This window comes from Vibrio sp. 1151_11 (assembly GCF_029478525.1).
Classification (GTDB): Bacteria; Pseudomonadota; Gammaproteobacteria; order Enterobacterales; family Vibrionaceae; genus Vibrio; species Vibrio anguillarum.
Map to the genome: position 1 here is coordinate 62801 of NZ_SHMN01000009.1, position 15729 is coordinate 78529.

The window sequence follows — 15729 nt, forward strand, 5'->3', positions numbered from 1 at the left end:
GAAGATGCTTGGTGCCGATGGTTTAAATTTAGCGTTAATGATTGCCGACTCGGGCATCATTGATACGGCAGTGAATGATTTGCTTGCGCGCTCGCAAGTGATGATGATGGCTGAAAACCGCGGCGTGGCGAATTCAGTTAAAAATCACCTAACTAAGTGGCGTGGTAGTGTCAAAAAACGCATTACAAAAGTGTGTGAAACTGAGCGTTTTCAACAAGAGCTGACCTTATATCAAGAAGTAATTCACTGGGATGAAGAGACCTTCTTTACCCGGATTAACGAGATAATCAAACAGTTGGAATGGCACTCAGCATTTTATCTCCAAGCACGTCGTTTAATCGAAAAAAACAAGGGGTTGCATAACCCCATGTTCCCTCATTTCTTTTGTGACCAATGGTATCAAAGCCTTTGCCATGCGATTAAACAAGCGCAAATCAACGAACTTGAAAGTAACAAAGAAAAAGTGTTGGCCGATTTGTACCAGCGTATGGAAACCATGAAAAACATGGATAAAGTCACGGAATCGGGTGATGAAAGCAGCGTCGGTCGCTTGTGGGATATGGCATCGGCGAAGCTCAGTAAAACAGACATTAGTGTCATGAAACGCCATGCAGAATTTTTGAAAAAGAACAAAGGATTGCAAGAGATTGCTGAACAGCTTGGGCGCATGGCTGGCGAAGTAGATGACCCGGATCTCAACCGCACTCCAGCCGAAGCGCTGCAAATGGTGGAGGAGAAATCGGACGAAGCGACGGATGACATCGTCGGCATCCACGAAAGTGATGATCTGAACAAGCTACTGCCCAACGAAACCATGTTTCTTGCCTATCCTGAACTTGAGGTGGTTTTCTACAAGCATTTAGTGGATAAGCGCTTGATGAACTATCGCATGCAAGGCAAGTCTCGCACCTTGCGTAAAGTCAAAGCGTACCAACCAGAGCACAAACAGTTTGAGATTGAAAAAGGGCCGTTCATCGTATGTGTGGACGCTTCTGGTTCCATGAGTGGTTTCCCAGAACAGTGTGCAAAAGCGATGGCTTATGCTCTGATGCAGATCGCGCTTGCTGAGAGGCGCGAGTGCTACGTGATGCTGTTTTCTACTCAGCAAATTACCTATGAGCTGACCAAGCAAGATGGCTTGCGTGAAGCGAGTGATTTTTTAAGTTATTCATTTCACGGCGGAACGGATTTAGACCCTGTGCTAGAACAATCGGTTGAACTGATGAACAGTGACAAATACCGCAATGCAGATTTGGTCGTATTGTCGGATTTCATCGCACCTAAACCGCCAGAAGCTCTGCTAGAAAAAATCGCGACCTTAAAACATCAAAAAAATCGTTTCCATGCGGTGAGTTTGTCTCGCTATGGTAATCCACAGTTGATGGCGATGTTTGATCACTGCTGGGCGTACCATCCTAATCTCGTCGGGCGACTGATGAAAAAATGGTAACGATTACTTGATAAAAACTGATGGATTGTTGCTCTAATTGTTCGCCTTCTATCCTTTGTGGGTCGATTCTTAGTCACTTGATTCATAAGTGGAAAATTTATTGTTGACTCATTTTCTTAATCCGTTAAAGTACGCCTCGTTCTCACGGCAAAGCTCGAAAGAACAATGTCAGGAGTTAGTTGCTCAGCAAGATGAGCAAAGTTATTAAAAGCTGCAAAGCAATGTTTAATAACAAATGTTGTTAATAATAAAGCTAGCGAATGTACTTCAAAAAATTTTCGATGGTGTGTAACTGATTCAGTTGACGGCATCGCAATCCAGAATTGCGTGCCCTGGTGGTGAAATTGGTAGACACAAGGGATTTAAAATCCCTCGACTTTCGAGTCGTGCCGGTTCAAGTCCGGCCCGGGGCACCATCTATTCTTTGCTCATTAAGAGCAACAAAAAATTAAAGGCGCGATGGCAGACTGGTTATGCAGCGGATTGCAAATCCGTGGACCTCGGTTCGACTCCGGGTCGCGCCTCCAAAAACAAAAAAAGACGCTTTTTAGCGTCTTTTTTTGATCTATGTGATTAAGAATCAACAGCCTGCTTAGAAAATAACGCCATCGGTATGATGGCGTTAACATGACATTGACAGCAATGCACAGAGGTGAGTGTTAAGCCGCCTTTTCGGTTTGATAATTTCCCAGTAGGGCACTGTAAATTTCTTGGTCGCTTAAGACGCCGACGAGCTGATTATTTTCCATCAGAAGAATCGGATTTTGAGTTCGATGTTTCAACTCAATCGCGCTACGCATATCAATATCAGGTGTTGTAATAATCATCATCGATGAATCAATGTTCGACATATCGCTGACTTGGGTATCCCAGTGGATAAGAGCGGTCGACGTTGCTCCATATAGTGTCAGAGTTTTATCATGTTGTGCGACCCAAACGTCCTGTTTTTTGCAGACCTGCCAACGTTCGTCTTGTTGTTTTAACTGTTCGATGGGCTGCATTAACGAACGTCCTTTTAGTACGTTAAGAGGGTTAGTGTGTGCCACGAACTCTTTGACGTAGTCCGTTTTGGGTGTAAGGACAATTTCTTCTGGCTTACCGTGCTGAATCAGTTTTCCTGACTCCATAATCGCGATGTTATTGCCTATTTTTAGTGCTTCATCTAAGTCGTGGCTAACAAATAAGATCGTCTTGTTGAGTTTGCTTTGTAGATCTAATAACTCATCTTGCAGTTGCGCACGAATGAGTGGATCAAGTGCTGAGAATGGCTCGTCCATTAACAGGATGTCACTGTCCATTGCAAAAGCACGCGCTAAACCGACACGTTGCTGCATGCCGCCAGAAAGTTCGTGGGGGAATTTATCTTCCCATTCAGCAAGGCCAACCATCGAGAGCTGAGCACGAGCATGTTGGTGGCGTTTTTTCTTACTCATTCCTTGCATTTCTAAGCCAAATGCCACGTTATCTAAAACCGATAACCAAGGCATAAGGGCAAACTTTTGAAACACCATCGAGACACTATTTGTTCTTAAATGCTGAAGCGTTGCTTTATCACAGCTGGCAAGGTCAACAAAGCGTTCGCCATCTTTTAATTCTAATGATCCTCGGTTGATGGTATTTAAGCCATTCACCGCGCGCAGCAAGCTCGATTTCCCTGAACCAGACAGCCCCATCAAGACGCAAATCTCGCCTTCTTTAACAGTAAGGCTGACATTGTTTACCCCTACGACTTGACCGCAGGCATCGATAATCTCTTGGCGAGATTCACCCGCGTCGAGTCGTTGCAGTGCTTCATTTGGGTTCTGACCAAAGATAACATCGAGGTTTTTAATGGTAATTGCATCCATGATTATGCGTCCTTATTATTTTGATGTGGGGTTTTGCATAAACGATCAAGAATGATGGCGACTAAAACGATGGCTAAACCAGCTTCAAAACCTTGAGAAATATTGACGGTGTTGAGTGCACGAATCACGGGTTTGCCAAGGCCGTCAGCCCCAACTAAGGCGGCAATCACAACCATTGAGAGTGATAACATAATGCACTGAGTGATCCCTGCCATTATGCTGGGTAGCGCTGCTGGCAACTCTACTTTGAGCAGTAAGTTCATACGGCTAGAGCCGAACGCTTTACCCGCTTCAACTAACTCTTCCGGTACTTTAGTAATCCCAAGATAGGTGAGGCGAATGGGGGCGGCGATAGCAAAGATAATGGTCGAAATGAGCCCCGGAACAATACCCAAACCTAACAGAACTAGCGTTGGAATGAGGTAAACAAAGGTTGGCACGGTTTGCATTAAGTCAAGAATTGGGCGCATCAGCGTATAAAGCCATGGTCGATGCGCGGCGATAATGCCCAATGGTACGCCAATTAATACGGAAATCGTTGTCGCGGCAAACACCAAGACAAAGGTTTCCAGCATTTCTTGCCAGTAGCCAAGGTTTAGAATAAGCAGTAGGGCAGCAATAACAAATACCACCAATGAAATCTGACGATGCAGATACCATGCAATGGCTGCGGTGACTAAAATCGGCACGGCAGGGGGCATCCATTTAAATACATCAACTAAAGATAAAATGATGGTCTCAAGTAAGTAGGAAACAGTATCAAAAAATGTGGCTGCATGGATGGTCAGCCAGTCAACGCCAGTTTCCATCCAACGACCTAAGGGGATTTTGTTCTCTGTAATAAAATTCACGGTATAGCCTTTTGGAAGGTGAAATGCTCACCTCCTCCTTTAAATTAATTTATGCTTTAAATGGCGCTAAATAGTTGCTGATAGCTTGTTGTGCAGGTGTTCCAGCTTTGGTTTTTACATTCTTTAGCCATGGAACAATACTTTCTGGATGTTTGATTAACCATTGGCGAGCGGCTTGTTCTGGTAACACGCCTTGGTTGAGAATGGATTCCATCAGTTGGTTTTCCATTTCAAGCGAGAAGGATAGGTTTTTTAATAAATTACCGACATTTGGGCATTGTGCTAGGTAGTTTTGACGCACATTGGTGTAGACATTTGCACCACCGTAATTTGGGCCAAAGTAATCGTCACCGCCATCAAGGTATTCCATTTCAACATTGCTGTTCATTGGGTGCGGAGCCCAACCTAGAAACACAATCCACTGATTACGACGTACTGAGCGTGCCACTTGTGACACCATGCCCGCTTCACTTGACTCAACAACGCTAAAATCTTTCAGCTCAAAAGCGTTTTCATCAACCATCGATTGGATCAAGCGATTACCGTCATTGCCCGGTTCAATACCATAGATTTTGCCGCGAAATTTATCTGAAAATTGAGCGATATCAGCAAACGATTGGACACCTGCATCATAAACGTACTTAGGCACAGCGAGTGTGTATTTTGCTCCTTCCAAGTTAGCGCGTAGAGTTTCAACCGTTCCAGCTTCACGGTATTTGGCAATATCGCCTTCCATGGTTGGCATCCAATTACCGAGGAATACATCAATGTCACCGTTCGCCATAGATGAGTAGGTCACGGGTACTGAGAGTAAATCGATTTTTGTCTGATAGCCTAACCCTTTGAGCAGCTCTGTGGTCACGGCTGTTGTGGCGGTAATGTCTGTCCAACCCACATCAGCAAAGCGCACGGTATCGCACTGATTAGCGTAAGCGTTGGCGCTGAGCAGAGTCGTCATTGCAAGTGTGAGCACGGTTTTTTTAGTAATAGACATGTTATTTCCTTGTATTTTTGACTGACTTTATAAATTTTATGAGTAAGCGTCCGGCTTTCTCATTGGTGGTTTTATTCTTTGTTTGGTTTGCCAGTCTGGTGCAATCCATACTGGAGCTTCAGTACTGGCTAATAGCGGTTTGCCTAAAATAAGATCGGCGGCGCGCTCTGCGACCATGATGGTTGGCGCATTCAGGTTCCCGTTGGGAATGCTTGGGAATATCGAGGAATCCACCACGCGTAAAGCTTGAATTCCGCGCACTTGGCATTGTTCATTCACCACGGCCATTGGGTCGTCATCTGCGCCCATTTTGCAGCTGCAAGAGGGGTGATAAGCGCTTTCCACATTCTGTTTGACCCATGAATCAATATCGTCATCGTTTTGGATCTCTTCCCCCGGTTGAATTTCTTCGCCCCGATAACTATCCAATGCTGGTTGCGCTAGAATTTCGCGGGTGAGACGAATGCAATCGCGCCAATCTTGGCGATCTTGTTCGGTTGATAGGTAATTAAATGCGATAGAGGGTGAAACCGTTGGATCGCGAGAGACAATTTGTACTTGTCCTCGGCTTTCTGGCTTATTGGGTCCCACATGAACTTGGAAGCCGTGACCATCAAAGGCCGCTTGGCCGTCGTACCGCATCGCAGCAGGTAAAAAGTGGTATTGAATATTTGGCCATTTGAGCCCTGCGTGAGAGCGAATAAACGCGCATGACTCGAAGTGGTTGGTTGCCCCTAATCCTTTACGAGTTAAGATCCATTCAGTGCCGATAAGCCCTTTGCTGATTAAACCGAGTTTACTGTTTAGTGTGATCGGCTGTTTACAATGGTATTGAAAATAGATCTCTAAGTGATCTTGTAGGTTTTCACCCACGCCAGGCAGGTCTTGCTTCAGTTTCATACCAACTTGTTCAAGCAGCGCTTTAGGGCCAATACCTGAAAGTTGCAAAAGTTGAGGAGAGCCAATAGAACCAGCACTTGAGATCACTTCTCGCAAGCAAAACGCTTGTTGGATCTTGCCCGATTTTTCAAACTCAACGCCGATGGCCTTTTGCTCTTCAATCAAGATCTTATGTGCCACAATTCCTGTTTTTACGGTGAGGTTCGGGCGCTTCATCGCGCGGCGTAAATAGGCATTGGACGTTGAGGCGCGAACTCCAGAATCTACCGTCATATGCATTGGTCCGAAACCTTCCTGCTGATAAGCATTGTAATCGTCAGTTTCTGGATAACCGGCTTCTTTGCCCGCATCGATGAAGGCTTGATAAAGTGGGTTCAATTGCATGTCGTTACCGTTACAAGTACCGACGGGCCCGTTGCCACCACGATAAGCGTTCTCGCCACCTATCCAAGATTCAGCGCGGCGAAAATAGGGTAAACAATTTTGATAATTCCAACCCTCAGCGCCCAGTGATTCCCATTCATCAAAATCGCAAGCGTGGCCACGAACGTACACCATGCCATTAATAGACGAGCTGCCACCGAGTACTTTTCCCCGTGGGCAATGTAACTGACGCCCGTCGAGATCGGATTCTGATTCGGTTTCAAATTGCCATGCGTATTTTTCGCTGTTCATCGGGTAAGAAAGGGCGGTTGGCATTTGAATGAAAATGCTTTTATCGCTACCACCGGCTTCGAGCAGTAAAACTTGATGCTCGCCAGACTCGGTTAAGCGATCGGCAAGAACACAGCCTGCTGAGCCCGCACCGACGATAATGTAATCAAAGTGATTTAACATAGAAGGCTCCTTTGACGATTAAGCATATGGGCTAGCAAAATCATCTAGCTCCACTAAAATGCTTTTGGTTTGGGTATAGTGCTTAAGGGTTTCTATGCCATTTTCACGGCCAATTCCGGAATGCTTATAACCACCAACAGGCATTTCTGCCGGAGAGTCTCCCCAAGTATTTATCCAGCAGATCCCGGCTTGAAGTTGGTGAATTACTCGGTGTGCACGTGAAAGGTTCTGTGTGAACACTCCTGCCGCTAAGCCATATTGAGTACCATTCGCGCGCGCGATCACTTCGTCTTCATCGCTAAACTTAAGCACTGACATCACAGGGCCAAAGATTTCTTGCTGCACGTGAGCCATGTCATCAGTGCAATCAATGAAAACAGTTGGTGCAACAAAATTGCCCTTATTTAGGCCGTTATCGGTAACTTGATAACCGCCAGTGAGCAAAGTTGCTTGGCTGGTTTTGGCTTGCTCAATCGCTGTGAGCACTTTGCTTAAATGAGGCTTGGAAATTAACGCGCCAATCTGGGTGTTGATATCCATAGGATCGCCAATCACTAATTGTTCAGTACGCAGCTTAAGCTGAGCCACAAACGCATCGTAGAGGCTGTCGTGCACGAAAACGCGCGTCCCATGGGTACACACTTCGCCTTGGGTATAAAAGTTTGCCACCATGGCAGCAGAGACAGCTTGATCAAGCTTGGCATCATCAAAAATAATGAGCGGTGACTTTCCGCCCAATTCCATTGTGACAGACTTCAAGCTGCGAGCGCTGTCTGCCATCACGGTTTTCCCGGTAACCGATTCACCGGTAAAAGAGACTTTGGCAATATCTGGGTGGGCCGTCAGCATTTGACCTACGCGGTAATCACCTTGAACCACGTTAAAGACGCCGTCTGGCACTCCGGCTTCACTGAAGATCTCTGCCAGTTTTAATGCGCTTAATGGCGTTTCCTCTGAGGGCTTGAAAATCATCACATTGCCGGCAGCCAGTGCTGGCGCTGATTTCCACATCGCGATTTGAATCGGATAATTCCATGCGCCAATGCCCGCGCAGATGCCTAATGGTTCGCGGCGAGTATAAAAAAACTGATGGTCGTTGAGCGGTTGTTGCTCGCCTTGAAGCGATGGGGCTAAATTTGCAAAGTACTCAATGACGTCTGCGCCAGTAGCAATATCAACGCAATTGGCTTCTTGAATCGGCTTACCGGTATCGAGAACTTCAAGTACAGCAAGTTCATCGTTTCGTTCTCTAAGTATTTTTACTGCTTTTAGCAAAATACGGCTGCGTTCTGTCGCGGTCATTCTTGACCATACCGCGAATCCTTGCTTGGCTGAGGTGATAGCTTGTTCAACGTCATTGGCACTGGCGTGCTGCAATCTTGCTATCACTTTACCTGTTGCTGGGTTGTAGGTATCGAAACGTTCTCCTGAAGTCGCAGATCGGAGCGTTCCGTTGATATAAAGCGATTGTATTTCCATTTTAAGACCTGAAGTGAGTTGTTATTGCGCGTAAAACGCTAATTGTTTATTGAGGTAATCGTTAATGATGGAATGTGCTTGAGCAGGGTCTATTCCTTTGGGGTTTAATGCTCCGCGTAGCCAAATACCATCAATCAGTGACGCGATACCATGAGCCACGAGGTTGACTTGTTCTGATGGGAGCAGCGGCTTGAGTTCAATCTTAAGATGAGAAAGTAAACGCTGTTCATTGACGTATTGCAGGCGATTTAACTGTGCGTCGTGCATGGAGTAAGCCCAAAACGCTAACCATGTTTTAACAACTTGGTTTTCCGCTTGGAACCCTTTGAAATTGCCGGTTACGATGGCATTAATGCGTTCGTAATGAGCCTCTTTTGGGAGTTGGTTTAAATGCTGAGTGATGGTGGTTGAAAGCTCACGTAAAACAACACGCATTGTCTCTTCCAATAATCCATGCTTGCCGCCAAAGTAGTGATTGATAATCCCTGTCGAGACACCCGCTTCTTTGCTGATTAAAGCGATACTTGCGCCATGTAATCCAACGCGCTCAATGACTGTCATTGTTGCGGCAACAAGTTGAGGTTTGCGTATGTCTGGCATCCCTACCTTTGGCATAATTCATCCTGATTATTTTATATTGAACGATTAGTTAAATATAAAATGCCACGATAATGTTTAGAGTTCAGATCTATTTTTGAATGATAATTGCTATTAAATTTATATGGTTAATGATAAATATTGCTTTAATTCAATTGATTACAATTAATTTTTCATAATTGTTTAGTGTGAAAAATATTTGAAGTCACCGTGTTTTTTGTTCGGTGCTAGCTTCTATCGTTCATCGAAGAAATCCTTATTACGGATGTATTTACTCATGAGGTGATAAGAGAAGGGGCGAACTAGCCAGCTCAATAAAGATCGACCTAACCGGATGAACGTTGGTGTGTTTTCGTAAATACGCCCATTGTAAAGCCACAGCAATTTACCCACATGCCAATAGATTAAAGGAATGGGTGGCATAAAGGTGACGATGTCGAGGTCACAACAAATACGATAGGTTTTGTGGCTAAGCGCGTAGCGTTGACGAAAACGCCAATTACCAATCGCGGGTTGGCCGAATGTCACAATGCGTTTGATGCATTTTGGGTATTTCTTTTCGATGTAGTCAGCAAAGATACACCCAATAGCCCCACCCGAAGAGTGACCAGTGATGGCAATGCGTTTACCGCTCTCGATCAGAGGAACAACGACGGCTTCCAGCCGCTGTAAAACCGATAAGCCGAGTTTATCTTCGTTGCGCGTTGGCAGGCTCTCTTGATGCAGGAGATGGTAAAAGCCCGCATGAATACGGTATCCAATCCTAAGTGCTGACAACTGCGTGTCCACATTGCAAAGTTCAAAAGCCAATCACTGACACTGTGCGAACCTTTGATGACCACCACGGCCTCTTCTTGGTTTTTACTCCACAGCACTCGAATCATGATTTTACCAAACTGGTTACGGATGATGTGCTGACCGTTCGGATCAAAACCGTAGCGTGTCTGCCTAAACACTCTGGGATAAGCAAGGTTGCACAGCACGGCATAGCGTTCGTATTGATAGCGTTTAAGTGGTTTCACATGACAGCTCTCGAAGATATTGAGCTAACGTAGCGATTGAATGTGAACACTTTATGAACGGTGCAGTTTGGGGTGGGGGAGTATTTGTATTTAAATGCAGTCAGCCATAATAATTCCCTCCCCTTCAAGGGGAGGGGTAGGGTCTGTACACCCCCTCCTAACCTCCCCCTGAAAGGGGGAGGAACAGAACGGTTCAGCTTCCACTCTGGAGCATAATGGGGCAAAAATGAGCCAGCGAAGATCGGCCTGACAAAAGTTTGGACAAAAATGAGTTACAGCACACCTATAGAATCAACGACATTCAATTTGCATCTTCTGAACAAATTGAATGAAATTGTCTTTTGCAAAGCTCTCTAACTGCTCATTCCAAATTAGACCGACATCCCATGAGCTATTTTTCCCTGACAGTTCCCAAAAAGCGACATGCTCATTCGCAATATGCTTTACACTTGCAGGAACAATAGTGAACCCCAAATTTGCTGATACTAGTGCCAACAATGTTTGAATATCATCGGCCTCCTGAACTACATTCAGTTTTTTCTCATGCTCCTCTAATAGCATGTTTATTTGTTGGCTTAGCCCCTTACCTCGCTCAGGATTAAGCTGTAAATAATCGATTGAATCTAACGAAAACCACAGTTTGTTTTTGTCTATGATTTGACTTCTATGCGTCGCAAGCACTAGATGATCTGTACAGAGCTTCACGCCCTTCAGCGGAGCTACAGTTGGTAGTCGACTAAAACTGAGATGAAGATCCCCTAGAAGTAGAAATTCTGACTGCTTTTGAGATGGTATATCGTTAAGCGTAATGTGGATCTCTGGGTAGTGTTTTTTAAACTTAGCTATGTAATCTGGTGCAAGGTGGTAGGAAGATATACCAAAACCTATATTGAGATTTCCTGCAATTCCCTTGGCGACTCGTTGAGTTAGAGATTTATAAGATTCAAAACTTGATACAATTCGTTGCGCTTCAGGTAAAAGAGCTACGCCTGCCGCAGTTAGACTGGCCCCTTGTCTTCCTCTCTCGAATAAAACCACTCCACAAAAAGCTTCAAGGCGCTGAATCTTCTTAGTTAAAGCTGACTGAGTGATGTGTAAGTGCTCTGAAGCTACTCGATAGTTACCATCTACCGCTAACTGGCAGAATGTGCGTAAATCGACAAAATCCATTCCATGTGCTCATTAATTATAGGAATTTTATTCATTATACGGAATCAAAGGAGCTTTTTAAAATGGTTGAAATTCACCAAGTAAAAGGAACAATTATGAAAGATATCCGTGTTGCGACTGTCCAATTTAACCACCATGCGAACGACAAAAACTACAACTTATCAGTTATTCAAAGTTACGTAGAAAAGGCTGCTAAACAAGGGGTAAAAATCATCGCCTTCCCTGAAATGTGTGTGACTGGTTATTGGCATGTTTCGAAACTTAAGAAATCAGAGATCAATGATTTGTCCGAGTTTATTCCACAAGGGGAAACGTCCCAACGCTTGCTAAAAATGTCTGAACAATACCAACTCAGTATCGGCGCAGGTTTAATTGAAAAGGACAAGGACGGAAATCTCTATAATTCTTACGTAATGGCAATGCCTGATGGCCAGATATCCAAACACAGAAAGCTGCATACGTTTGTCAGCAAACACATGAGAAGTGGCAATGAATACACTGTGTTTGATACGCCACATGGATGCCGTGTAGGAATCCTGATTTGCTGGGATAATAATTTAGTCGAGAATGTTCGAATAACAGCATTAAAAGGGGCTGATATACTAGTCGCGCCTCATCAAACAGGCGGAACGAACTCTCGCAGCCCTAATGCGATGGGGTTGATTGATCCCCAGCTTTGGCATAATCGTCACCAAGATCCAGATTCGATTCGTTCTGAAATGCAAGGTTCTAAGGGAAGAAAGTGGTTAATGCGTTGGCTACCCGCGCGTGCACATGACAATGGTATGTTCCTGATCTTTAGTAACGGTGTTGGGGTTGATATGGATGAAGTTAGAACGGGGAATGCGATGGTGCTCAATCCCTATGGTGAAATTATCGCTGAAACTGACTGCATCGATAATGATATGGTTATTGCCGATCTCAATGCGAAAGATTTAAATATGTGTACAGGCAGACGCTGGATCAGAGGTCGTAGACCTAATCTATACGCTCCCTTAACGATGGAAGGGAATGAACTGACGCCTTATCAGGCAAGATTCTCGACACAAAAATAGATGGCGTAACTTATTGAGTGGTCGCCAACGAGTAATACGTTGGCGATTATGATTATATTGTTTCATAAAGAACCCCTAACAAACTTTGGGGCAAAAACATTCCAACAACCTATATCGCTCATCATAAATAGCATACCCAATACTCACGAAATTAATTCCCTCCCCCTAAAAGGGGGGAGGAACAACGCCGTCATAAGCTTCTACTCTAAAGCATAATGAGCGTGTTTAAGTTGTTTATATAACTTCTGCCAAGTGTTTTGACAGAGGAAAACTGACAAGTTTTGTTGTAAATGATCAGGTTTGATTGGAAGTGATCATACTATATAAATTATCTTCCTATACCTGTCGGCCCCTAGTATTCACGGTAAGGTGTTTATTTTTCTCTGATACTCCTCTTTATGGCTACCTCTTTAGGGTAGTTTGAGTTTGTAATTGATTTACATCAGTAATTCATTTTCTTTCATAATTAAAAATCTCGCTCAATGAAACGTTACCATAATTAGGAACCCATATGAGCAGGATGAAGCTGGTTGTTATCGGTAATGGCATGGTTGGCCATCGCTATATCGAAGATTTGGTCGAAAAAATGGAGGCATCGGCTGTTGATGTCACGGTTTTTTGTGAGGAACCGCGTGTTGCCTACGATCGCGTCCATCTTTCTTCCTACTTTTCACACCATACCGCTGAAGAGCTTTCGCTTGTTAAGCCGGGTTTCTATCAAAAGCATGCGATTAATGTCTTGATGGGCGAGCGGGCGGTTAACATTAATCGCGAAAAGCGCGTGGTCTATTCAAATACTGGCCGTGAAGTGAGCTATGACAAATTAGTCTTGGCGACGGGCTCTTATCCCTTTGTACCGCCGATCAAAGGCAATGAAAGTAAAGACTGCTTTGTCTACCGCACCATTGAAGATCTAAAGGCCATCGAAACGTGCGCGAAAAAGAGCAAAAGTGGCGTAGTGATAGGCGGTGGTTTACTTGGCCTTGAAGCGGCTGGCGCGCTGAAAGCGTTGGGCGTACAAACCCATGTGATTGAGTTTGCTCCGGTATTAATGGCTGAGCAACTTGACTTGCAAGGCGGTTTACAACTGCGTAATAAAATTGAGCGGATGGGGGTGCAAGTTCACACTAGCAAAAATACGCTAGAGATCGTTGCTCAAGGCGAGACCGCTCGTAATACCATGAAGTTTGCCGACGGTTCGGATTTGGAAGTTGACTTTATCGTATTTTCCGCAGGGATACGTCCTCAGGACAAATTAGCTCGTGATATGGGTCTAGACATCGCGCCGCGTGGTGGCGTTGCCATTAACGATCACTGCCAAACATCCGATCCTGATATTTACGCGATTGGCGAATGTGCTTCTTGGAATCAAACTTTCTTCGGGCTGGTCGCTCCTGGTTACAAAATGGCAACGGTTGCGGTTGATCATCTTGTGGGTAATGAGAGCCAATTTAGTGGTGCAGACATGAGCGCCAAGCTCAAACTGCTGGGTGTGAAGGTGGGATCGATTGGTGATGCCAATGGACGAACTCCGGGTTGTAAAAGCTACGTCTATCAAAATGAAGAAGATGAAGTTTATAAGCGCATTATCGTTTCTGAAGATGGTAAAAAACTGCTTGGTGCAGTTTTAGTCGGCGACACGTCAGATTACGGCGATTTACTGCAACTCAAACTCAATGATATTGAGCTGCCCAAACACCCAGACACCTTGATTCTACCCGCGCATGCTGGCGCTGAAAAACCGGCATTAGGCGCGGATGCACTACCTGATACTGCGGTGATCTGCTCTTGTTTTGATGTGACTAAAGCGAAAATTGCCCAAGCCGTGGCCGATGGTCATCATACGCTCGGCGCGATTAAAGCGGTGACAGGGGCAGGAACCGGTTGTGGTGGTTGCGTGCCTTTAGTGACGTCGGTTCTGAATGCTGAATTGGCTAAATCGGGTGTGGAAGTCAAAAACGACATTTGTGAGCACTTTGCGTATTCACGCCAAGAGCTGTTCCATTTGATCCGCATTAACGGTATCAAACGTTTTGATGAGATGTTGGCAAAACATGGACGCGGTTATGGGTGCGAAGTCTGTAAGCCAACAATTGGTTCAATTCTGGCCTCGTGTTGGGGGGATCATGTGCTCTCGCCATCGCTGGTCAGTTTGCAAGACACCAATGATAACTTCTTGGGCAACATGCAAAAAGACGGTACTTATTCGGTGATCCCACGCATGGCGGGTGGTGAAGTCACACCACAAGCGCTTGCGGTGCTGGCGAATGTCGCTCAAGAATACAAACTTTACACCAAAGTGACGGGCGCGCAGCGCATTGGTCTGTTTGGTGCTCAAAAAGACGATTTACCAGAGATTTGGCGCAAACTGATTGATGCTGGATACGAGACAGGTCAAGCGTATGCGAAAGCTCTGCGCATGGCAAAAACGTGTGTCGGTAGTGCGTGGTGTCGTTTTGGTGTGCAAGATAGCGTCGGTTTGGGTGTGCTGATTGAAAACCGCTATAAAGGTATCCGTACACCACACAAGATGAAGTTTGGTGTCTCAGGCTGTACCCGCGAATGTGCCGAAGCGCAAGGGAAAGATTTAGGCTTGATTGCGACCGATGCGGGTTGGAATATGTATGTCTGCGGTAATGGTGGTATGAAGCCTCGACATGCCGATCTGCTGGCCTCTGATTTAGATGAAGCAACACTACTGAAATACATCGACCGTTTCATGATGTTCTACATTCGCACAGCCGATAAATTACAACGCACCTCAGTGTGGCTAGACAACCTAGAAGGTGGCGTTGATTACCTGCGTGAAGTGATTGTAGACGATAAGTTGGGCATTAACGATCAACTCGAAGCGGATGTGGCGAAGCTTATTGCTGATTATCGCTGTGAATGGACAGAAACGCTTAATCATCCTGAGCAATTAACTCGTTTTACTCACTTCATTAATTCTGATTTACGCGATGAGAACGTCGTGTTCGTCAGCGCTCGTGAGCAGCACCGTCCTGCGACTTATAGCGAAAAACACCCAGAAGCGAAAGGCGATATATTCCACATTGCGCTTGCTGATTCAGCAATCTCTACCCCTGTTTTGGAGAAATAACTATGGCCAATAACACAGTATTTCAAGCCATCTGTGACATTAATGACATTGTTCCCGGAACGGGTGTGTGTGCACTGGTGAATGGTGAGCAAGTGGCTATCTTCCGTCCGACTGAGGCGCAAGAAGTGATGGCGATAAGCAATATGGATCCCTTTGCTCGAGCCAATGTGTTGTCACGCGGTTTTATTTGCCAACATCAAGAGCAGTTCTGGGTAGTAAGCCCGCTTAAAAAGCAGCGTTTTAATCTCATAACAGGCCAATGTATGGAAGATGAACGCTTTAGCGTGAAAGCTTATGCCGCGCGAGTCACCGACGGCGTGGTCGAAGTCGCGGCTTAACAGCCGCTTTTGAGACGATGAGATTCAATAGCAAAAAGGTTCCTTGTTCATCGAGTTCTCTTGGTGAAGCATCGATGGCTGGGAGCCTT

Annotated in this window: 11 protein-coding genes, 2 tRNA genes and 1 pseudogene; 6 read left to right on the plus strand and 8 right to left on the minus strand. The window is 45.2% G+C overall.

The features are described 5' to 3' along the window. Positions 1-4 precede the first annotated feature (4 nt). From viaA to EXZ60_RS08790, 3 genes are all read left to right on the plus strand, one after another. On the plus strand, positions 5-1450 hold the full coding sequence (gene viaA / locus EXZ60_RS08780) for an ATPase RavA stimulator ViaA (RefSeq protein WP_019283198.1): 1446 nt from the start codon (positions 5-7) through the stop codon (positions 1448-1450). A 329-nt stretch (positions 1451-1779) separates the two neighbouring features. After that, positions 1780-1866: transfer RNA gene (locus EXZ60_RS08785), tRNA-Leu, on the plus strand. 37 nt (positions 1867-1903) lie between these two features. Continuing rightward, a tRNA-Cys gene (locus EXZ60_RS08790) sits at positions 1904-1977 on the plus strand. Positions 1978-2109: 132 nt separating this feature from the next. Here the strand turns inward: EXZ60_RS08790 and choV are convergent. The 8 genes and pseudogenes from choV to EXZ60_RS08830 form a co-directional block, all read right to left on the minus strand. Beyond that, positions 2110-3297 (minus strand): choline ABC transporter ATP-binding protein, encoded by a 1188-nt coding sequence (gene choV / locus EXZ60_RS08795; RefSeq protein WP_277435566.1) that lies wholly within the window; start codon positions 3295-3297, stop codon positions 2110-2112. A gap of 2 nt (positions 3298-3299) precedes the next feature. Then, positions 3300-4148, minus strand: a complete 849-nt coding sequence (choW, locus tag EXZ60_RS08800; RefSeq protein ID WP_277435567.1) for a choline ABC transporter permease subunit — start codon at positions 4146-4148, stop codon at positions 3300-3302. Positions 4149-4197: 49 nt separating this feature from the next. Continuing rightward, positions 4198-5142, minus strand: a complete 945-nt coding sequence (locus EXZ60_RS08805) for a choline ABC transporter substrate-binding protein (protein WP_017046100.1) — start codon at positions 5140-5142, stop codon at positions 4198-4200. 36 nt (positions 5143-5178) lie between these two features. After that, entirely contained in the window at positions 5179-6879 is a 1701-nt protein-coding gene (gene betA / locus EXZ60_RS08810) for a choline dehydrogenase (RefSeq protein WP_277435568.1), read from the minus strand. An 18-nt stretch (positions 6880-6897) separates the two neighbouring features. Next, entirely contained in the window at positions 6898-8358 is a 1461-nt protein-coding gene (betB, locus tag EXZ60_RS08815) for a betaine-aldehyde dehydrogenase (protein WP_277435569.1), read from the minus strand. 21 nt (positions 8359-8379) lie between these two features. Further along, a complete protein-coding gene (gene betI / locus EXZ60_RS08820; protein ID WP_017046103.1) occupies positions 8380-8973 on the minus strand; it encodes a transcriptional regulator BetI in 594 nt (197 codons plus the stop codon). A 216-nt stretch (positions 8974-9189) separates the two neighbouring features. Beyond that, positions 9190-9977, minus strand: a pseudogene (locus EXZ60_RS08825) (lipase). 291 nt (positions 9978-10268) lie between these two features. Then, positions 10269-11147 carry a LysR family transcriptional regulator gene (locus tag EXZ60_RS08830; RefSeq protein WP_094131633.1) on the minus strand — a complete coding sequence of 293 codons (879 nt, stop codon included), beginning with the start codon at positions 11145-11147 and terminating at the stop codon, positions 10269-10271. A gap of 62 nt (positions 11148-11209) precedes the next feature. Here EXZ60_RS08830 and EXZ60_RS08835 point away from each other — a divergent pair, with 62 nt between their 5' ends. The 3 genes from EXZ60_RS08835 (at position 11210) to nirD (ending at position 15640) form a co-directional block, all read left to right on the plus strand. Beyond that, positions 11210-12202 (plus strand): nitrilase family protein, encoded by a 993-nt coding sequence (locus EXZ60_RS08835; protein WP_094131634.1) that lies wholly within the window; start codon positions 11210-11212, stop codon positions 12200-12202. 511 nt (positions 12203-12713) lie between these two features. Continuing rightward, positions 12714-15302, plus strand: coding sequence for a nitrite reductase large subunit NirB (nirB, locus tag EXZ60_RS08840; RefSeq protein ID WP_277435570.1), 2589 nt, complete (start codon positions 12714-12716; stop codon positions 15300-15302). A gap of 2 nt (positions 15303-15304) precedes the next feature. Continuing rightward, positions 15305-15640 carry a nitrite reductase small subunit NirD gene (gene nirD, locus EXZ60_RS08845; protein ID WP_277435571.1) on the plus strand — a complete coding sequence of 112 codons (336 nt, stop codon included), beginning with the start codon at positions 15305-15307 and terminating at the stop codon, positions 15638-15640. Positions 15641-15729 lie beyond the last annotated feature (89 nt).

Coding starts and splice junctions, on each gene's coding strand:
- viaA (WP_019283198.1), top strand. CDS start 5: ATGCTTGGTGCCGATGGTTTAAATTTAGCGTTAATGATTGCCGACTCG.
- choV (WP_277435566.1), bottom strand. CDS start 3,297: ATGGATGCAATTACCATTAAAAACCTCGATGTTATCTTTGGTCAGAAC.
- EXZ60_RS08805 (WP_017046100.1), bottom strand. CDS start 5,142: ATGTCTATTACTAAAAAAACCGTGCTCACACTTGCAATGACGACTCTG.
- betA (WP_277435568.1), bottom strand. CDS start 6,879: ATGTTAAATCACTTTGATTACATTATCGTCGGTGCGGGCTCAGCAGGC.
- betB (WP_277435569.1), bottom strand. CDS start 8,358: ATGGAAATACAATCGCTTTATATCAACGGAACGCTCCGATCTGCGACT.
- betI (WP_017046103.1), bottom strand. CDS start 8,973: ATGCCAAAGGTAGGGATGCCAGACATACGCAAACCTCAACTTGTTGCC.
- EXZ60_RS08830 (WP_094131633.1), bottom strand. CDS start 11,147: ATGGATTTTGTCGATTTACGCACATTCTGCCAGTTAGCGGTAGATGGT.
- EXZ60_RS08835 (WP_094131634.1), top strand. CDS start 11,210: ATGGTTGAAATTCACCAAGTAAAAGGAACAATTATGAAAGATATCCGT.
- nirB (WP_277435570.1), top strand. CDS start 12,714: ATGAGCAGGATGAAGCTGGTTGTTATCGGTAATGGCATGGTTGGCCAT.
- nirD (WP_277435571.1), top strand. CDS start 15,305: ATGGCCAATAACACAGTATTTCAAGCCATCTGTGACATTAATGACATT.